The organism is Streptomyces sp. NPDC051567, assembly GCF_044454165.1.
GTDB lineage: Bacteria > Actinomycetota > Actinomycetes > Streptomycetales > Streptomycetaceae > Streptomyces.
Window position 1 is genome coordinate 173,487 of record NZ_JBITDK010000003.1, and the last position, 19,182, is coordinate 192,668.

The following is a 19,182-nucleotide window of genomic DNA, read 5'->3' on the forward strand; positions in this document are numbered from 1 at the left end:
CTACGCGAAGCCCCCATGTGCCAGGGAATCGACCGAAGGTGGCAGCCTCACGTTGAGCTTGTGGATCAGAACTGCCACTCCGGCAGGCAGAACCCTCCCTGCGGGACGGACGAACGTTCGCCTGATTCGCCAAGCAGACAGAGTCCACACCTCTGCGAGCCGCATAGATCGCCGACTGATGCGACTATTCGGATACCAGCAGGGCATTAAAAGGAACGATCATGGACGCTGGCCCCTGCGCCCACATTGATCCCACATCATGAAGGATTCTCTCAAGCACGGATCTATCAACCTCGCACCCGGAAAGAACTCGCGGCCACTCATGAATGACGAGGAGGTAGGAACTGGCTGCCGACATCCACGTCAGATCATCAAGACAGTCTTGCAGTGCAGGCCAATTCCTTCCGAAATATGGCGGAAACGACATTTGACGCGAGAACTCGTCAAAAAGGCCTTCATGATCCGCCATCGAGGACCCGCACAGTTCAAAGACCAGCGCACCTTTGGGGATTTCACGCAGAGCAGCAGAAGCTTCCTGCGCGATCACATGATGCACCCAAGGAGAGGTAAGGTTCCACCACGATTCCATTTCCCTAATCACCGAATCTTCGTGAAATTCTGATAGTGGTCATTCGTATACCATGCCGACCCATCTGTTCCTGTAACGAGTCTTTCACCTCCCCGATTCACCCCTGGCATGTGGGGGTTAACATCGTATTCTGTGTAGGTGACGGCGCCGCCTTGGCCGTCTGTCCTCGGCAACACCTGACCGCCGCCGCGACCATCGTTCGCAAAGGGGCGATTTCTTCCTTGCCATCGAGGCAGGCCATGAGTTGACGGGGCAACACCATGTTGATCGACGTGGTTCAGCGTGTCCGTAGCAGACGTAGGAACACCGCACGGCGATTGCCCCTGCGGTGAAGGACTGCTGTTGTGCACCAGGACCGGCGTCTTACCTGCCAGCACATAGTACGTGTGCTGGCAGCCCCTTCCCTAGCTGCTTTTATGCAGGTGGGGAGGGGTTTTGTGGTCCGCCGAAGTCCGTGGTTGTGCCCTGGAATCCGTGGCTGTTGCCGTCGCTACTGCCGTCAGGAGCCGGGGTCCTCAGGCGGGGCGGGGATGAGGTCGCCGCGTGATTCGGCGACCCGGAGCGCGTCCGCCAGGGCTTCGGTCAGCCGGCAGGCGAGCCACCGGTACTCGACGGCCGAGAGCATTTTGGCTCCGGGAACCACGACTCCTCGGGCGTACTTCAGGAGTTCCTCGCCCATGTCGAGTTGTACTTCTTCGATGCTGTCGGCGAGTGAGGAGAGGTAGCCCCTGCCGTCGGTGCTGAGGTAGCAGGGGTTTCCGTCTTGAGTGGTCCATGGCAGTAAGCGGGGACCGGTCACTCCTGCTGCCGCATCGTGGAGGTCTCTGCGGCGCATGCGGTCCGCGTCGGTCCTGGATGTGCTCATCGTGCACCCCCACCTGGGTAGCCGAATGGAATACGGCGACCGTAGGGGCCCACTGTCCGTCACTCCATCGATGAGACATGCCAGTTGGCGACGGAGGGTGCCGGAAGTATCGCGTTGCGTGGTAGCTAACCGACGACGCCCAGGTAGTCGGCCATCTCTCGCATCTCCGTCGTGAGGGTGCGCTTGCGCTTGCCCAGGATCTCCTGCATGGTCTCGGCGGCCATGTTCTGGTGCCGCATCCACTCCGGGGCCGCCGACCGGGCACGGGTCAGCTCATCCATCGCGGCCGACAGGTCCCCGGTCCGTGTGTGGGCGCGCGCCACGTCGAGGGTGAAGCGGTTCCCGTCGTTCGTGCTGGGCCTGCCCAAGCGTTTCCACGCCTTGGGCGACAACTCCTCTTGCTCAACTGCCTTGCGCACCACGGCGCGCGCGTCTCCTACGACCATGGAGTCTTCGAGGGCCTTCATCGCCGCCGTGACCGGGCCGAAGACGGACCAGTGCCGGGAGACGTTGCGGTGCGAGGTACCAACGGCGGCTGCCGCCACGCGAGCTGCCTTCCGGTATTCCTTCGCAGCATCCGGGCGGTTGTTGCGGGCGGCCGCGGCTGCGGCCTCCATCGCCAGACCGCCCCACACCGCGTAATGGTCCGGCTCAGCCCCGGTGATCTTCGGTTCCACCGCGTCCATGCTCTGGGCGGCGATCCGCTCCGCCTCGTCCAGCCGGCCCTGCCGCACCAGCAGCCAGCACATACCGCCGACGCCAGAACCTGCCGCGAGCATGTCCCCGGCCTGCCTGGCATCCGTGATCGCACCGGCCAGGGCGGTGTAGGCAATGTCGTACTGCCGGACCTGGGTGAGGTAAGTGCCGGCCAGACGCAGCGCCTCGGCGCGGGCCAGCAGGGCCTGCCGGTGCTCGTCTCCACTGTCGTAGTAGACAACGGCCCTCGCGGCATCACGCAGCAGGTCCGGCAGTTGGGACGCGACGCTCTTGTAGCTGTCGGAGAAGTACAGGACCCGCGCGTCTCCCACCGTCCGGCTGAAGGCACGCAGGTTGGGTTCCTCGCCCAACGCTTCGGCGTCCTGGTCCACGAGCCCGACAGCCGGGGTGAGTACGGCGCGAAGCTGGATCAGGTTGACCCTGTTCGGCTCCTCTGCACGGCCCACGGGTTCGGGGGCATCGGACGCCATCAGCGCGCCGGTGGTCACGCCCAGCGCGCGGGCCAGGGTATGAAGGGTTTCCATGCGGACCGTACCGCCCTGCTCGACCTTGCGCACCGTGCCCGGCGAGACGGCCGCGGCGTGGGCCAGTTCTTCCTGGCTCATCCCGGCCCGACGCCGGTACTTATGGACGTTGTCCGCCAGTTCCGTAGTCATGCTGACCACCTCCAGCGCCACGGTACGCCGGTCCGACGAGTCGACCGAGGGCTATCCGGGAGATACCCACCCGGCGCGGTGACCCATCACCGCGCTTGGTGTCGAGCAGGTGGCCAGCACCAGGCAGGGCCGAGGCGCCAGCGGAATCGGGGCCTGAGTGGGAGGGGTCCCTCGTCGGTCGGGCAGCTTCGCCGTACCAGGGTTCTCCGGGGGCCGCCAAGGCTCACCAGGTGACGCTTGCGCTCGGCCTTGGCGGCCCCCGGGGGTTCCTGGTACGCCTCCGGTGACCGGGCGGCGAGGGACCCCTGCCGCGACCCGACCACCCATCACCACGACGGACCCGCACCCTCATTCGGCCTCCTCCCCCTCGGAGAGAGGGCCGGGGCCTGGGGCAGAGCCCCAGAACAACCCCCGGCTGGTGGCTGTTGCGCGCCCGGACCAGCGGGGCCGCCGGCAAGCGGGGCGGAGACAGGAGCGGGCGGCGGCCCCGAGGGGCCGGAGCGCGCGCGGGCCGCGCCAGCGGGCCGCCTTGATCAAGTAAAGAAACTCTGAACAGCTCGGCGCGAGTTGCCTCGTGCGCTGCGTTCTGGTTGGCGGGGTTCAGCGTCCGCGCCTCCCTTCAGGCAGCCGGTTGTGCAGGCATTGGGCTGTGGCAGCGTTTTCTTCGGGCGTGTGATCAAGGAAATCCTCGGCCACGCCCACATCGGCGCCACCGCCACCGTTTACGCCTATGTCCTCCTCCGTCTCCAACGCCAAGCCCTCGACGGACGCCCCTGACGTCAGACGGTACGACGGCGGACGCCCCCGGTGTCCGCCGCCGTTGCCGTCAACTACTGCCGTCAGACGCGACTGAAGCCCCACCAGTCGCAGCTGATGGGGCTTCAGATTCAACATGGCAAACCGCTGGCGGCGATCCCTGTGCTCGGACGTCACGGACGCCGAACTCATCGCGCATGGGCCGAGAACACACACCCTCAGCCCGAGGCCGGTGCTAGCCGTCGATCAGCGACCGTGCGGCTTCATTGCCTGCTTCCGTATTGGCGATCCAGGCGCGACTCCCCAGCTTGGGTTCCCATGAAAGGCGCTCAAGGTCATCGAGTACCAACTGGACGACTCCGCCAGCCTCCCCCTTCCAAGGCGAGAATCCCTCTGCGGCAAGTTCACCGATCTGGATCAGGCCATTTTCGAGCAAGAAGTGCAGCAGCTCGGCGAAGAACTCCTTCCACGGGCCGCCCTTCGCTGCCTCCCGCGCTGCCCAGATGAGCTGATCGATTGGGACCCAATCGTCCAGCCCTTCGATCAATACGTCCGCGAAAATACGTTTGTCGATCATGGCAAGTGAACCTTCAATGGCTTTCCACCAGCACCAGGCTGGATATCTACTGTCGCTCCACCGGAAGCAGACGCCGTTCTCCACTGGATCACGGTGCCATCTTGGAGTCGATACACATCGGGAATCTTTGGACCCCGCGCTGGGAGTTGCTCAGCACCAGCAGTCCAGCGCTCGAAGGCGCCGCGCATCGTCTCCTCATCGGGCATCTCCCGAACGTGCCCCTGCTTCCCCTTCGGTAGATTGTCGAACTCGGACTGCCATACGCCACACAATCCGTTGCTGTTGTGAACCAGGACCGGCGTCGCACCCGCGAGCACATAGTACGTGTGGAGGTCGTTGACCGTGAGGTTATAGGCGGGCTGGAGGCCGGCCCAATGGCGGACGCTGGCGATCTGCGCCATGCTGCCATCGGAGGTTCGGAGGGTGTCCCGGGGGGTGAGGTCGGCCGCGTTCTTCCACTTCTTGTCGTTCTCGGACCAGAAGGGGTGGTGGTCGGTCGCAGTTATCGAACCGCTTTTGTCAGTTTCGTCAAGGGTGATATCGGTGAAGTCGCGGTCATCGGGGGTGTAGATGGTGGCGTCGACTCGGCGTGGGCCGGTGACTCCGGTTTCAGGATCGGTGGCGAGGACCTGGTCGCCGGTGTTGATCTGTTCGATCGGCCGGGTGGTGCTGTCTCCCATCAGGACTGGGGTGCCCGCCGGGAAGCTGTGCTTTTTCGGGATGGGACAGATAGAAGCCTTCCCGTATTTCGTGCCCTTGGCGATATCCTCTACAGCGTCAGCTCCCTTTTTGAGGAGTGCGAGTTTTCCGATGGGGAGGACACCTGCGGCGGCCATGGCGCAGCCACCGAAAGTGGGTTCCTTGATGCACCGCTCGATGTCTGCGGCGCCCGAGAGTTCCCAGGCGGCCGTGCCGAGGAGCTTTGCCAATTCGGCGTCGGGCCGGGCAAAGACGACCTGGTCGGGGTCAGTGCCCAGCAGGCACGGGGGCACGCTGTCCCGGTTGTAGGGGACGATGCACTTGGGCTTCTTTTTCTTCTCGGCCTCGGCCTGCTTGCGGTGAGCTTCCTCTGCCTGGCGCTTCGCTTCGGCGAGCTCCGCCTCGCGCTTCTGCTTGACGTCGGTCCAAGCCTGGGAGGCATAGGCCGCTGCTTCGTCCTTGCTCTTGCCCGCGACAACGGCCGAGGCATAGGCCTGGGCCGCTGACCTGTCGGCGGCCTGTGCGGACTGGCGAGCGTAGCTGGCGGAGAACTCGGCCTGCGCGGCGGACGCCTCGGCGTTGTCGGCGTCACGGCCAGCCGCAGCCGCGGCGTTGCGTGCTGTGGCGGCGGACTTCCTGGCCTTGGCTTCGCTCTGGGTGGCGGCTTCAGCGGACTTCTTGGCGCTGAGGGCGTAGCCGTCGGCTGCCTCGGCAGACTTCTTGGCCTCACCGGCGGCCAAGAATGCCTCGTTCGCGGCCTGGTTGGCGAGGGCTGCGGCTTCGGCGGCGCGCCATCGGTTGGCCTGTGCCCTGGCTGAGATGATCTCGCCTTCGGCGAGGAGCCGTTCGATCTGGATGCGATGGTGCTCGGCGAGGGCGTCCTTGCGCGCAGTCATGTACTGACCGACGGTGACGAACTCGTGGAGTTGTCCGGGTGTTCCGGTCAGGGCGGTCTTGGCGGCTGCCTTGGTCTCGTCCCCTCCGGTGGTGACAAGCTTGGAGGCGACGACCTCTTCGTCCGTCAGGCGGGCGGCGTACTGGCCAGAGGCCAGGAACGCTGCCATGGTCTTGCCACTGTTACTGGCGAGGGCTGCCTTGGACGCGTCCTTGACGCTGATCCCGCCAGTGTTGTTCACCTTGGAGACAGCGACAGCCAGGTCCGTCTCACCGACGATGTACTGGCCGGTGGCGTAGAAGTCGGAAATCTGCTGCGGAGTGCCCTTCAGCGCCTCGGCCGCACCCTGCCGGACCGAGTCATACGGACTGGAGACACTGAGCTGCAGGACCGCGTCACGGGTCTCTTCCAACCCGGCCTTGTTCCAGCCGGTCCGCAGGTAGTCCAGGACCGCCTCGTCCGTACCGGACAGAGCGTTGACAGCGGCGTGCTGCTGCCAGGGGCCACGGAGCTTGAGGGCTTCCAGCGCCAGCTTACGGCCCTTGGCCGCGATGTTCTTCGCATCCGCGCCCGGCTTGGCCGCCTCGGCAGCCAGTGTCGCCGCGGTGGTATCCAGGGCACGGGTCTGCAGCGCGATCGTCGCGGTCGCGGAAGCCAGTCGCTCGGACTGGGCCTTGTCGGACCGGGCGCGTTCCAGAGCGGCCTCGGACCGGGCTGTCAGCTCCTCCTTCTCCACATCGAGGGCGACCTGGTGGACCGTCTTCGCTGTGGTGACCGCCAAGGTCGCCGCGTCGGCGGCCTGCCTGGCACCTTCTGCGTACTTTTTGGCATCGGCTGCCGCGGTTGCGGACTGTCCGGCGTACTTCGCCGCCAGCTCGGCCGCGTCGGCAGCCTTCTCCGCATGATTGGCCGCGGAGTTCGCTGCGTCACGGGCCGCAAAGGCGGCCTGCGCGGAACGGCGGGCGAGCGCGCCCGCGTTGTTCGCGGCGCGGTTGGCGGCGTTGGCGTGCCGGCGAGCCTCGGCCGCGGCGTTACTGGCCTCAGCGGAGTGCACACCGGCCGCGTTCGCGTATCCGTTGGCCGCCTCGGCTGCGTCCGCGGCCTCGTTCGCGTTCGCGCTCGCGCTGCGCGAGGCGTCCGCTGCGGCGCCAGCGGCCAGCGAAGCCCGCCCGGCCTGCTCGGCGGCGAGCGCTGACGCCCGTGTCAGGAACGTCATGTTGCGGGCGATGAGTGCGGCCTGCTTCGCGGCCTCCGCGTTCCGCGCGTCACCCGCCGCGGCGATCGCCGCGTTGTAGGCGTCGTTCGCCGCGTTCGCCGCAGCTGCCGCGGCGTTCGCCGTCTGCGCGGCGGCCAGCGATGCCGTACGCGCCGCCCGGCTCGCGGCATTCGCCGAACTGATTGCCTGCTGCGCTGCGGCAGCCGCAGCACGGGCAGCATCAGCGGCCTGCTGGGCCTTCACCGCGGCGCGCTTGGCATCATTGCGGGCCAGCTCAGTCTCCCGGGCGGCCTTCTTCGCGGCATCCTTGGCAAGGTTCGACGCGGCGACCGCCCGCGCGGAGGCATCCTCCGACTTCTTCGTCGCCTCCTCCGCCTGCAGACCCGCCTGCTTGGCCTGCTCCGTCAGCTGCGCGACCGTCGAATGTTCCTGGTCACGGTTGCGGGCGATGAACTGCCCGACGTCCAGGAACTCGGCGATGTCGTCCGGCGTGCCCCGCAGGGCGACCTTCCCCGCGGCCTTCATGTTCGGGCCACCGAAGTTGATCAGCTTCGAGACCTCGACTTCGTTGTCGGTCTCCCGCTCCGCGTACTGGCCCTCTTCCAGGAACTTCGTCACCGCCGCGGGCCCGGCCAGGAGAGCCGCCTTGCCCGCGTCCTTGACCCCGTTTCCACCGAAGTTGATGACCCGTGAAGCCTCGACCTCGCGGTCCTCCTCCAACGGCTTCTGCCACCCGCTACGCAAGTACTCCTGCAACTGCTCCGGAGTACCCTGCAGCGCCTTCTTCGTCGCCTCCCGGACAGCGACACCGCCGACGTTGAACACCCGGCTCGCGTCGACGTAGTCATCGTCGTACTGGATCGCTTCGGACTCATCGAGGAACTTCTTGATGTCCTCGTCCGAGCCCCGGAGTGCCTGCTCGGCAGCCTCTCTGAGACCGGCGCCGCCGGTCTGCAGGGCGTAGACGGTCAGTGCCCGGTCCTCGAAAAGGACTGCGTCGGTATCGTCGATGTTCTCCCCGGCCATGGCCGGGGAACTGCCCAGCAGACCGACGGTCAGGGCGATGGGAACGAGGACTCCAGTAGCTCTGCGGAGTCCCCTCCCGATGGTCTTCGATCGTGTTGCGGAGCCTGACGCTCCGCCCAATAGCCTTCGCCGTTTCATGCGGCGTTTCCCCTCACTCACCCAATGCGGCTCTTCGCACATGCACGTTCACCGGGTGGTAAGCACAGGCCCTGGCCGCTACCCCCTTACCGCGCCTGTGAGTTGACATCGGTTGAGCTCAACAGCCAGCCTGGCTCCCCCCCGGGGCCATCGCACATCAGTACGAGACGACTATGATCTTACCTGTAATTCACTCTTCATAATTTGCAAGATCATCTCAGTGTGCCTTGCCCTGCCCTATCCCTGAAGGACTTTCGTGGCCATCTCCCGTACTCGTAAAGCACTGTTCACCGGTCTGGTCGGCTCAGTCGCAGCTGCCACCGTCATCGGCCTTGGTGTCGCCCACGCCGACCCCCAACCCACCAACGCGGCCGCCACTGAGATGCCGTTCGCCGTGGAGAACTTCTCCTACCCCGGCGCCGCGCAGATCCAGCAGGAGCAGCAGATTCTCCTCAAGCGAGGCGACGGCAACATCACCCTCGTCCCCTGCACCGGCAGCAACGACATCCTGGTCAAGTCACGCATCGGGCAGAAGTCGTTCTGCTTCGACGTCCGTGGCCCCAAGGGCTTCGTGACACTTGAGCTGAAGGACTCCTTCGGAATGTGGACCGGCGAGCACCCTGTCAAGGCCACCATCGACAGCAACGGCACGAAGACCGTCGTCGAAGCCCCCGCCAACGACTACCAGCCCATCGGTGAAACCGGCGACATCGGCCAGCGCTCCATCCTCGTCGAGCTCCGCGTCACCGGCTGATCGCGCGTACGCGCACCGTCCCTCGCGCATCCGCGCGCTGAATCTCCGTTCGTTTCGTAAGGAAGCTTCATGTCTCACCCCCGTCCGCGCACCGCGCGGATGTCCGCCGTTCTCGTCACCGCGGCGGCCACGGCCGTCTCGCTGGTGTCCGCCGCCGGTACCGCACATGCCGTAGGCGGGTCCGCCGCCAAGGAGGGAACGCACTCCTACGTCGGGCAGTTGAACATCGGTGACGAGGCCAGCAGTCGGGCCTGTTCCGGTGTGCTGGTCGATGCCAGCTGGGTGCTGACCGCCGCGAGTTGCTTCGCGCAGACGCCCGGCGGGGCGGTTCCGGCCGGCAAGCCCGCGCTGAAGGGCACGGCCACGTTCGGCAAGACGGTCGTGGATGTCATCGACCTGGTGCCGCGTGGTGACCGTGACCTGGTGATGGCCAAGCTCGCCCGCCCGGTCACCGACGTCCCCGCGGCGAAACTGGCCACGGCGGCATCCGCCAAGGGGGCCGATCTGACGGTCCTCGGCTTCGGGCGTACGAAGACCGAGTGGGTGCCCGGCAAGCTCCACACCGGTTCCTTCACGTCCGAGTCCGTCAGCGCCGTCGCTCAGCCGATGAGCAGCAAGGCCGGTACCACCGACACCGTCTGCCAGGGCGACACGGGCGGCCCGGTCCTCAACGGCAAGGGCGAGGTCACCGCCGTCTCCAGCAGGTCCTGGCAGGGCGGCTGCCTCGGCACCGACCCGGCCGAGACCCGCACCAACGCCATCGCCACCCGCGCCGACGGCCTCGGCAGCTGGGTGCGTACCACGGTCGAGCGGACCTTGATCAAGTCCGGCCAGGTCATCACCTCGGGCAGCACCCTCGTCGGTGACCACCTGAAGCTCACCATGCAGGCCGACGGCAACATGGTCATGTACCACAACAGCGGTGGCGAGGGTAAGGGCGCGTCCCTGTGGGCCTCCGGCACCTACGGCAACGCGGGCGCGTTCGCCGTCATGCAGGCCGACGGCAACCTCGTCATCTACAAGAAGGGCGCTACCGGCACCGATCCCTCCGGCGCACTCTGGAACACCAACACCTACAGCGCCGGCGCCTACCTCCACCTGCAGGACGACGGCAACCTCGTCATGTACAAGAAGGACAGCACCGGCCAGTGGAATGACGCCCTCTGGAGCACCGACACCTGGCAGCGCCCCAACAAGGTGCAGGGCGGGGAGCAGCTCCTGCCGGGTTCCTGGAGCCAGGGCGCGACGAAGCTCCTGCTGATGGCCGGCTCCGGCCATCTCGTCGTCTGGGACATGGTCGCGGGCAAGGAACTGTGGACCTCCGGCACCTGGAGCCCCGGCGCGTTCGCCCGGATGCAGACCGACGGCAACCTCGTCATCTACAAGAAGGACGGCGGCGAAGGCAAGGGCGGCGCCCTCTGGAACACCAACACCTACAGCGCCGGCGCCTACCTCCACTTCCAGGACGACGGCAACCTCGTCGTCTACAAGAAGGACAGCACCGGCCAGTGGAATGACGCCCTCTGGCAGTCCGGCACCTGGCAGTAACCACAACCGGACACCGGGGTGGGGCGGGTGGGGCGCCGGACAGACTCCGGCGCCCCGCTCCGCCCCACGGCAACCCGCCCGGACCCGTAACGGTCTGCCCTGTCACCCGACGGAACTCCGAAGAAGTGGCGCCTGCCCGACGGCGCTACTTGCCCAGCGCGCCCCCGCCGTTACGCGGCGGCGCGCTCGTCCTCGCCGGCGAAGGTGCGCCACAGTTCGGCGTACCGGCCGCCGCGGGCCAGGAGTTCGGTGTGGGTGCCGTCCTCCACGACCCGGCCGCGGTCCATGACCACGACGCGGTCGGCGCGGGCGGCGGTGGTCAGCCGGTGCGCCACGACGAGGGTGGTGCGGCGGCCCGCGAGCCGTTCGGTGGCCTGGTTGACCTGGGCCTCGGTGGCCAGGTCCAGGGCGGCGGTGGCCTCGTCGAGGAGGAGCACGTCGGGGTCGACCAGCTCGGCGCGGGCCAGGGCGATCAACTGGCGCTGGCCGGCGGAGAGGTTGCGTCCGCGTTCGGTGACGGTGTGCAGGTAGCCGCCGTCGAGCGTGGCGATCATCGAGTGGGCGCCGACCGCGCGGGCGGCGGCCTCCACCTCCGCGTCGCTCGCGGCGGGCCGCCCGTAGGCGATGGCGTCCCGGACGGTGCCCGGGAAGAGGTAGGGCTCCTGGGGGACGACCCCCAGCCGGTGGCGGTAGGCCGTCAGGTCGAGTTCCCGCAGGTCGGTGCCGTCGGCGGTGACCTTGCCGGAGGTCGGGTCGTAGAACCGGGCCACCATCTTGACCAGGGTGGACTTTCCGGCTCCGGTCTCGCCGACGAAGGCGACCGTCTGCCCGGCGGGTATGCGCAGGCTTATTCCGGCCAGTGCCTCGCCCTTGGTGCCCCGCTCCTCGGCGGCGCCGTACCGGAACCGTACGTCCTCGAACGCGATCTCGCCGCGCAGCTCCTTCACCTCGCGGGGATCGGCGGGGCGCGGGGTGGTGGTGGTCTCCCGCAGCAGCCCCTGGATACGGCCGAGCGAGACCGTGGCCTGCTGGTATCCGTCGAAGACCTGGGAGAGCTGCTGGACGGGGGCGAAGAAGAGGTCGATGTAGAGCAGGTACGCCACCAGCGCGCCGGTGGTGAGGGTCCCGGCCTCCACCCGGCCCGCGCCGACGATCAGCACGGCGGCGGCGGCTCCGGAGGAGAGCAGCTGGACGAAGGGGAAGTAGACGGATATCAGCCACTGTCCGCGGACCCGGGCCCGGCGGTAGGAGTCGCTGCGCTCCGCGAACCGGACGGCGCCCACGTTCTCGCGGCGGAACGCCTGGACGATGCGCAGCCCGGCCACGGACTCCTGGAGGTCGGCGTTGACGAGGCCGACCCGGTCGCGGGCCAGTTCGTAGGCGGCGACGGACTTGCGGCGGAAGAAGACCGTGCCGACGACCAGGACGGGCAGGGTCGCGAAGACGATCAGGGCGAGTTCGGCGTCGAGGACGACCAGGGCGATCAGGATGCCGAAGAAGGTGAAGACGGAGACGACGGCGGTGACCAGTCCGGTCTGGAGGAAGCTGGAGAGGGCGTCGACGTCGGTCGTCATCCGGGTCATGATCTTGCCGGTCAGCTCGCGCTCGTAGAAGTCGAGGCCGAGCCGCTGGAGCTGGGCGAAGATCTTCACGCGCAGCGCGTACAGCACCCGCTCGCCGGTGCGGCCCGTCATCCGGGTCTCGGCGAACTGCGCGGTCCACTGGCTGAGGACGACGAGGAGCGCGAGGGCGGCGGCGGCCCAGACCGCGCCGAGGGCGGCCTGTTCGACGCCCTGGTCGATCCCGTGCCGGATCAGGACGGGGAGCAGCAGCCCGGCGCCCGCGTCGACGGCGACGAGGCCCAGGCTGACGGAGAGCGGCACCCAGAAGCCGCGGAGCAGGCGGCGCAGGCCGTAGCTCTCCTCGGCCGACGCGGCCCGGTCCTCGTCCACCTCGGGGCGGTCGTCGGCGGGCGGCAGCGCGGCCACCTGCGCGAGCAGTTCGGGGGTGGCGGGCATCCCGCCCGCGGCGGCCCCGCCCGGCCCCGCCCCGCCCGGCCCGGCCCCGGGCACCCCGCCGGCGGGGCCCCCGATGACGGGTACGGCGGCCGGTACGGGACCCCCTGCGGCGGGGACGGCCCGGACGGCGGCGGGGACGGGGACGGTGGTGGGTACGGGGACGGTGGTGGGTACGGGGAGCACCGGGGCGGCGACGGCAGCGGTGGCGGCCGGTTCCTCCTGGCGGCGCCACAGTTCGGGGGTGATCCCGCCGGAGACCCTGCGCTTGGCGTTGACGGGCTCGGAGTCGATCTCGGCTTCGAGCTCGATCTCGCGTTCCAGGTCGAGGTCGAGTTCGGCGTCCCGCTCCAGCTCGCGTTCGAACTCCTCCATCGCCGGGGCCCCGGAGGTCTTCGGTGAGCCCGCGCCCAGCACGTCCGGGTCGGTGAGGAGCCTGCGGTACAGGGCGGAGCGGCGTTGCAGCTCCTCGTGCGTCCCGAGGTCGGCGAGGCGTCCCCGGTCGAGCACGGCGATCCGGTCGGCCAGCGCGAGCGTGGAGCGGCGGTGGGCGATCAGCAGGGTGGTGCGGCCGGCCATGACGGCCCGCAGCGCCTCGTGGATCTCGTGCTCGACGCGGGCGTCCACGGCGGAGGTGGCGTCGTCGAGGAGGAGGAGCCGGGGGTCGGTGAGGATGGCGCGGGCGAGGGCGACGCGCTGGCGCTGGCCGCCGGAGAGGGTGAGTCCCTGCTCGCCGACCTTGGTGTCGTACCCGTCGGGCAGGGCCCGTACGAACCCGTCGGCCTGGGCGGCGCGGGCGGCGGCCTCGATCTGCCCGTCGGTGGCGCCGGGGTGCCCGTAGGCGATGTTGGCGCGGATGGTGTCGGAGAAGAGGAAGGAGTCCTCGGGGACGATCCCGATGGCGGAGCGCAGCGAGGCGTAGGTCAGCTCGCGGACGTCGTGGCCGCCGACGCGGACGGTGCCCCGGTCGGCGTCGTAGAAGCGCGGCAGGAGCAGGGAGACGGTGGACTTCCCGCTGCCGGAGGCGCCCACGAGGGCGACGGTCTCGCCCTGCGCGATCGAGAGCGAGAACCCGTCGAGCACGGCCCGCCCGGGGTGGTAGCCGAAGCCGACGTCCTCGAACTCCACGGTGGCGGGGGCGTCGGCGGGCAGTTCGCGGTCGCCGTCGCGGATGACGGGTTCGGTGTCGATCAGCTCGAAGACGCGCTCGGCGCCCGCGCGGGCCTGCTGCCCGAGGGTGAGGACCATGGCGAGCATGCGGACGGGGCCGACGAGCTGGGCGAGGTAGGTCGAGAAGGCGACGAAGGTGCCGAGGGTGACCTGCCCCCGGGTGGCCATCCAGCCGCCGAGGGCCAGCATGGCGACCTGGCCGAGCGCGGGGACGGCCTGGAGGGCGGGGGTGTAGCGCGAGTTGAGGCGGATGGCGCGCATCCGCCCGGCGAAGAGGCGGCGTCCGGCGGTGCGCAGCTTGTCGGTCTCCTGCTCCTCCTGGCCGAACCCCTTGACGACGCGGACGCCGGTCACGGCCCCGTCGACGACGCCCGCGACGGCGGCGGCCTGGCTCTGCGCGTACCAGGTGGCGGGGAAGAGCTTCTTGCGGCTGCGCTTGGCGATGAACCAGAGGGCGGGGGCCATCAGGAGCGCGACGAGGGTCAGCGGCGGCGACAGCCACAGCATGATCCCGAGGGATATCCCGAAGAGGAGGAAGTTGCCGATGGTCATGGGCAGCATGAAGAGCAGCCCTTGGATCAGCTGGAGGTCGCTGGTGGCCCGGCCGACGACCTGCCCGGTGGACAGCTCGTCCTGCCGCCGCCCGTCGAGGCGGGCGAGGGTGTCGTAGATGTCGGTGCGCAGGTCGTGCTGGACGTCGAGGGCGAGCCGTCCGCCGTAGTACCGGCGTATGTAGGTCAGGACGTAGACGGCCAGGGCGGCGGCTATGAGCATGCCGGCCCAGGGGGTCATGGACCGGGTGTGGTTCCCGATGACGTCATCGATGATGACCTTGGTGACCAGCGGGACGAGCGCCATGACGGCCATCCCGGCCAGTGACGACCCGAGGGCGAGCAGCACGTTGAGTTTGTACCGCCACGTGTAGGCGGCCAGCCTGCGGCCCCAGCCCTGTTTCTCCCCCGCCGCCGTCTCTGCCGCCGTCACGTGATGCCTCCCCGTCGCTCCTGCCCTGCCGCCTCCCCCAACGCCCCGACCGGCGGATTTCATCCCCCCGCAACAATCGAACGGCTTTACGCGGTGCCGGGCGGTGCCACCCACTTCGTCGGCTGGCCGGTCACTCGGGCAACCGTCTCGAAGTCGGCGTCATAGTGGAGCAGGGTCAGACCTGAGAGCTCGGCGGTCGCCGCGACGAGGAGATCGACCGGCCCGGCACTACGATGCTCACCCCGGCTGGTGAGCTGCCGCTGTACAGAGCGGGCCCGGGCGTAGACGCTGTCCGGCATCGGAGTCCAGTTGAACAGCCTCTCCAGGAGTTCTTCCTTCTTCAGTCGGTCCGCGAGGGAACGGGCGGAGAAAAGGATCTCCAGTTCCGTCACCTCGCAGAAGCCGACGACGCCTTCGACCAAGTGGTCGCTCCACGCTTTACTGACATCCGCGTTCGTCATGATGCGCGCTACAGCGGAGGTATCGATCAGGTAGGTCAGCGAGCTCATCGGCGGTAGTTGGCCTTGTCCATGAGGATGTCGAAGTCGCCGCGCCCGCCCATTTCCATGAGCTCCTCAAGCGCCTGCAGCCTCCGACGACGACGCGCAACCTCGTGCAGGGCCGCGTTGACCGTGTCCTTCTTCGACCTCGTGCCCAGTATCGCGGCGGCCTCGGCCAACGCGTCGTCATCGACTTCCACGTAGAGGTTGGACATCACATATGTCTCCTATCTCGGTTACATATGAAGCATATCCTCGCGGTGAGGGTCGCGCAGCATTACAGCGTGTCGAACTCGTATTCCAGGACGTACGCCGAGGCGTCGAGGAGCGTCTCGTTGACCTCGACGGGCAGGAACCGACGCCGACGCACGCAGGTGGCCGCGCCGTCCCCGAGCCCGAGCACGCCGGCGACGGCCTGAGGTACCGGTTCTTCCGTGACGCCGAGGAACTCGACGACGGGGTCATGGTCCTCGATGTCAGCGGCCCAGATGGACCGCCCCCCGCCCCAGACCTGTGCGGACAGCCGCTGGATACCGCGCCGCCGGATACCGACCCGGAATTCGCGTACGAAGACCCCCGCCCCCTTGCGTGCCTCGGCCAGCCCCTCGGACTGGAGCACCCCGAGCGCCTGCCGTGCGGTCATCCGGGCGACGCCATAGGTGGCCATCAGGTCGTTCTCCCCGGGCAGCCGGTCCCCGGGACCGTACTCGCCCGACGCGACGGCGGCCTTGAGCGCTGCGGCGATCCGCTGGTACTTGGGCTGCTGCCGTCCGGCACCCTCACTCGGCATGCGGTCCTCCCTGCTCGTCTCCCTGCCCATACTGACGGCCGCACCCCGCCGCGCACTGCCTTCACACGCACCCGGGCCCTCCGCCGCGTCCTGAGGTGGGGGTGGGGCGTTGGAGGCAGGGGGGTTCGCAGGTTCGCAGGGAGGGGAAACGGATGGTCGGCCATGCGCGGTGGAGGGTCGGGCGGGGTGGGGAGGGCGGGCAGGAGGACGCCGAGGGGCCCGAGGTGGGCAGGCGGCGGGAGGAGATTCGGCTCGCGTTCACGCTCGGGCAGGCCGTGCACGATCGGCGGACCGCGCTCGGGATCTCGCAGACCGAGCTCGCGCGGCGGGCCGGGATGACGCGGCCGCAGGTGTCGGAGCTGGAGCTCGGCGGGACCGTGCCGACCGTGCCCCTGCTGGCACGGCTGGCGCGGGCCATGGAGTCCGAGCTGAGCCTGCGGCTCGTCGGAGAGACCTCGCAGGTCGTCTTCACCACCGCCTGAACCCGGCCGGAGGCCAGTGGCCGGGAAGCCGGGAGACCCCCGGCCTCAGCCTCAGAGGTGGGTCGGGGCGAACAGGCTGAGGGTGGCCGGGAGGAGGAGGACGGAGGGGCCGGGGGTTTTCAGGGCCTGGGCGAGGTCGGCCGTCAGGGTCTGCGGGGTGGTGGTGGCCGCCGGGACGCCGAAGGCGGCGGCCAGGGCCACGAAGTCCGGGCCGGGGAGGTCGGTGCCGGTCGTGGCGCCGAACTCGCGCAGGACGCCGTAGCCGCCGTCGTCCACGATCAGCCAGGTGACGTCCAGGTCGTGCTGGCGGGCCGTGGCCAGCTCCGCGATCGAGTACATCGCGCCGCCGTCGCCCGAGACGGCCAGTACCGGGGTGCCCGGCTCGGCGACGCAGGCGCCCAGCGCCGCCGGGAAGGCGTAGCCGAGGCCGCCCGCGCCCTGGGCCGAGTGCATGGTGTTCGGGTGCTTCGGGTCGAAGGCGGACCAGGCCCAGTAGGACAGGACCGTCATGTCCCAGAAGGACGGGGAGCGGGCCGGGAGCGCCGCGCGGACCGAGGCCAGGAGCTCCTGTTCCAGGGCCACGTCCTGGGTGGCGAGGCGGTCCGCGATGTCGGCCAGGACCATCCGGACCCGTTCGGGGGCGTCCGCGTCCTCGCGCTCGGCGACCGTCTCCAGCAGCGCCTGGAGCGCGAGGCGGGCGTCCGCGTGGATGCCCAGGCCCGCGTGGTTGGACTCCAGCTTGCCGAGGTCCGCCTCGATCTGGACGACACGGCCGGTGGGGAAGAAGGTGTGGTAGTTCGAGGACAGCTCGCCCAGGCCGGAGCCGACGACCAGGAGGACGTCCGCGTCCTCCAGGAAGTCCGTCATGTGACGGTCCTCCAGCCAGGACCGCAGGGAGAGCGGGTGCGTCCAGGGGAAGGCGCCCTTGCCGCCGAAGGTGGTGACCACGGGCGCGTTCAGCCGCTCCGCGAGCTGCCTGAGCTTCCCGGCGGCGTCGGAGCGGATCACCCCGCCGCCCGCGATGATCACCGGGCGGCTCGCGTTCTCCAGCCAGTGCGCGGCCACGGCGGTCAGCTCCGGGCGCGGGGCCAGCTCGTGCGGGGTCGCGTCCACCCCCGTGACCTGCGGGACCACCGTCCCGGCGGAGAGCACGTCCGCCGGGATCTCCACCCAGACCGGGCCGAAGGGCACCGTGAGGGCCGATTCCCAGGCTTCGGCGATCACCGACGGGATCTGGGAGGGGGTGCGGGCGGTGTGGACCGACTTCACCACCTCCCGGAACGACGCCGACTGGTCCCGCAGCTCGTGCAGGTGCCCGCGCCGGCCGCCGCCGAGGCCCGGGGACGGCACCTGCGAGGAGATCGCGAGGACGGGCGCGGAGGCCGCCGCCGCCTCCGCCAGCGCGGGCAGGGCCATCAGGGCGCCCGGCCCGGTGGAGAGCAGCAGCGGGACGGCCTCGCCCGTGATCCGGCCGTACCCGTCGGCCGCGAAACCGGCGTTGTTCTCCGTGCGCAGCCCGATCAGCCGCAGGTCGGAGCGGCCCACGGCGTCGAAGACCGCGAGCGCGTGCTGTCCGGGCAGCCCGAAGACGGTGGTCGCGCCGAGCGAGCGCAGCGTCTCCACGACCAGGTCCCCGCCCGTCCGGCCCGGCGGCGGCGCCAGGGCGGCGGCCGTCTGGGCCTCGGTGGGACGGAGTACCAGGTCGTGGTCGTGCGTCACGTCTACTTACGCGCCCTTCGGGTTCGCCGTCAGCGGTCAGCGGTCAGCGGTCAGCCGTCAGCGGTCGGTCTACTTCGCCCGCGCCGCCGAGATCTGCCGGCTCATGATGGTGGTCAGCTCGTACGCGGTGTGCGAGGCCGCGATCGAGGTGATCTCGGCGTGATCGTACGCCGGGGCGACCTCGACCACGTCGGCGGAGACGAGGTTGCAGGACGACAGGCCCCGGATGATCTCCAGCAGCTCGCGGGAGGTCATGCCGCCCGCCTCGGGGGTGCCGGTGCCGGGCGCGTGGGCCGGGTCGAGCACGTCGATGTCGATGGAGATGTAGAGGGGACGGTCCCCGATGCGCTGGCGGAGCTGGTCGGCGACCTCGTCGGCGCCGCGCCGGTAGACGTCGGCCGAGGTGACGATGCCGAAGCCCATCTTGGCGTCGTCGTCCAGGTCCTGCTTGCCGTAGAGCGGGCCGCGGGTGCCGACGTGCGAGAGCGCCTCGGTGTCGAGGATGCCCTCCTCGACGGCGCGGCGGAACGGGGTGCCGTGGGTGTACTCGGCGCCGAAGTAGGTGTCCCAGGTGTCCAGGTGCGCGTCGAAGTGGAGCAGGGCCACCGGGCCGTGCTTCTTCGCCACCGAGCGCAGCAGGGGCAGGGCGATGGTGTGGTCACCGCCGAGGGTCATCAGGCGGGACCCGGCGCCGAGCAGTTCGTCGGCGGCGGCCTCGACCGTCTCGACGGCCTCGTTGATGTTGAACGGGTTCACGGCGATGTCCCCGGCGTCCGCGACCTGCGCGAGGGCGAAGGGGGAGGCGTCCTGTGCCGGGTTGTACGGGCGCAGCAGGCGGGACGCCTCACGGATCGCGTTGCCGCCGAAGCGGGCGCCGGGCCGGTAGGAGACGCCGGAGTCGAAGGGCACGCCGACGACGGCCACGTCCGCAGAGCCGACCTCGTCCAGGCGCGGGAGGCGGGCGAAGGTCGCGGGGCCCGCGTACCGGGGGACGCGGGAGGAGTCGACGGGGCCGCGCGGCGGTGTGGTCATGGGGGTGCCCTTCTCTGGTCCGGGTCCGGGTCCGGGGTTCGGGTCCCGGGGCCC

15 protein-coding genes and 1 pseudogene are annotated in these 19,182 nt (G+C 69.2%); 3 read left to right on the forward strand and 13 right to left on the reverse strand.

Annotation, left to right across the window (positions count from 1 at the left end):
• Window positions 1–184 precede the first annotated feature (184 nt).
• From ACIA5F_RS04905 to ACIA5F_RS04935, 7 genes are all read right to left on the reverse strand, one after another.
• Window positions 185–556, reverse strand: a complete 372-nt coding sequence (locus ACIA5F_RS04905) for a barstar family protein (protein ID WP_399349181.1) — start codon at window positions 554–556, stop codon at window positions 185–187.
• A 41-nt stretch (window positions 557–597) separates the two neighbouring features.
• Complete coding sequence (locus ACIA5F_RS04910; RefSeq protein WP_399349183.1) at window positions 598–966, reverse strand: ribonuclease domain-containing protein; 369 nt, start codon at window positions 964–966, stop codon at window positions 598–600.
• A 122-nt stretch (window positions 967–1,088) separates the two neighbouring features.
• Window positions 1,089–1,454, reverse strand: a complete 366-nt coding sequence (locus ACIA5F_RS04915) for a hypothetical protein (protein ID WP_399349185.1) — start codon at window positions 1,452–1,454, stop codon at window positions 1,089–1,091.
• A gap of 125 nt (window positions 1,455–1,579) precedes the next feature.
• The gene (locus tag ACIA5F_RS04920; protein WP_399349187.1) at window positions 1,580–2,827 is read right to left on the reverse strand and encodes a helix-turn-helix domain-containing protein; all 1,248 of its coding nucleotides are present in this window, start codon (window positions 2,825–2,827) and stop codon (window positions 1,580–1,582) included.
• A gap of 600 nt (window positions 2,828–3,427) precedes the next feature.
• Window positions 3,428–3,760 (reverse strand): hypothetical protein, encoded by a 333-nt coding sequence (locus tag ACIA5F_RS04925; RefSeq protein WP_399349611.1) that lies wholly within the window; start codon window positions 3,758–3,760, stop codon window positions 3,428–3,430.
• A 58-nt stretch (window positions 3,761–3,818) separates the two neighbouring features.
• A complete protein-coding gene (locus ACIA5F_RS04930; RefSeq protein ID WP_399349189.1) occupies window positions 3,819–4,160 on the reverse strand; it encodes a hypothetical protein in 342 nt (113 codons plus the stop codon).
• On the reverse strand, window positions 4,157–7,996 hold the full coding sequence (locus ACIA5F_RS04935; RefSeq protein WP_399349191.1) for a polymorphic toxin-type HINT domain-containing protein: 3,840 nt from the start codon (window positions 7,994–7,996) through the stop codon (window positions 4,157–4,159). The genes ACIA5F_RS04930 and ACIA5F_RS04935 overlap by 4 nt, the downstream gene beginning before the upstream one ends.
• 520 nt (window positions 7,997–8,516) lie before the next feature.
• Between ACIA5F_RS04935 and ACIA5F_RS04940 the strand changes: the two genes are divergently transcribed.
• Window positions 8,517–8,888 (forward strand): hypothetical protein, encoded by a 372-nt coding sequence (locus tag ACIA5F_RS04940; protein WP_399349193.1) that lies wholly within the window; start codon window positions 8,517–8,519, stop codon window positions 8,886–8,888.
• Between the two features lie 69 nt (window positions 8,889–8,957).
• Window positions 8,958–10,436, forward strand: coding sequence for a trypsin-like serine protease (locus ACIA5F_RS04945; protein ID WP_399349195.1), 1,479 nt, complete (start codon window positions 8,958–8,960; stop codon window positions 10,434–10,436).
• A gap of 170 nt (window positions 10,437–10,606) precedes the next feature.
• Here ACIA5F_RS04945 and ACIA5F_RS04950 read toward each other — a convergent pair whose 3' ends face one another.
• The 4 genes and pseudogenes from ACIA5F_RS04950 to ACIA5F_RS04965 all read right to left on the reverse strand — a co-directional run.
• Entirely contained in the window at window positions 10,607–14,605 is a 3,999-nt protein-coding gene (locus tag ACIA5F_RS04950) for an ABC transporter ATP-binding protein (protein ID WP_399349197.1), read from the reverse strand.
• Window positions 14,606–14,691: 86 nt separating this feature from the next.
• Window positions 14,692–15,114 carry a PIN domain nuclease gene (locus ACIA5F_RS04955; RefSeq protein WP_399349199.1) on the reverse strand — a complete coding sequence of 141 codons (423 nt, stop codon included), beginning with the start codon at window positions 15,112–15,114 and terminating at the stop codon, window positions 14,692–14,694.
• Entirely contained in the window at window positions 15,111–15,320 is a 210-nt protein-coding gene (locus ACIA5F_RS04960; RefSeq protein WP_399349201.1) for a type II toxin-antitoxin system VapB family antitoxin, read from the reverse strand. Before ACIA5F_RS04960 ends, ACIA5F_RS04955 begins: the two co-directional genes overlap by 4 nt.
• Window positions 15,321–15,454: 134 nt before the next feature.
• Window positions 15,455–15,895: pseudogene (locus ACIA5F_RS04965) on the reverse strand (GntR family transcriptional regulator); the annotation flags it as partial.
• A gap of 152 nt (window positions 15,896–16,047) precedes the next feature.
• On the opposite strand from ACIA5F_RS04965, the gene ACIA5F_RS04970 reads away from it, so the two are divergent.
• Window positions 16,048–16,377 (forward strand): helix-turn-helix domain-containing protein, encoded by a 330-nt coding sequence (locus ACIA5F_RS04970; RefSeq protein WP_399349203.1) that lies wholly within the window; start codon window positions 16,048–16,050, stop codon window positions 16,375–16,377.
• 51 nt (window positions 16,378–16,428) lie between these two features.
• Here ACIA5F_RS04970 and ACIA5F_RS04975 read toward each other — a convergent pair whose 3' ends face one another.
• Window positions 16,429–18,096, reverse strand: coding sequence for a thiamine pyrophosphate-binding protein (locus ACIA5F_RS04975; protein ID WP_399349205.1), 1,668 nt, complete (start codon window positions 18,094–18,096; stop codon window positions 16,429–16,431).
• A gap of 69 nt (window positions 18,097–18,165) precedes the next feature.
• The gene (gene speB / locus ACIA5F_RS04980) at window positions 18,166–19,128 is read right to left on the reverse strand and encodes an agmatinase (RefSeq protein WP_399349207.1); all 963 of its coding nucleotides are present in this window, start codon (window positions 19,126–19,128) and stop codon (window positions 18,166–18,168) included.
• Window positions 19,129–19,182 lie beyond the last annotated feature (54 nt).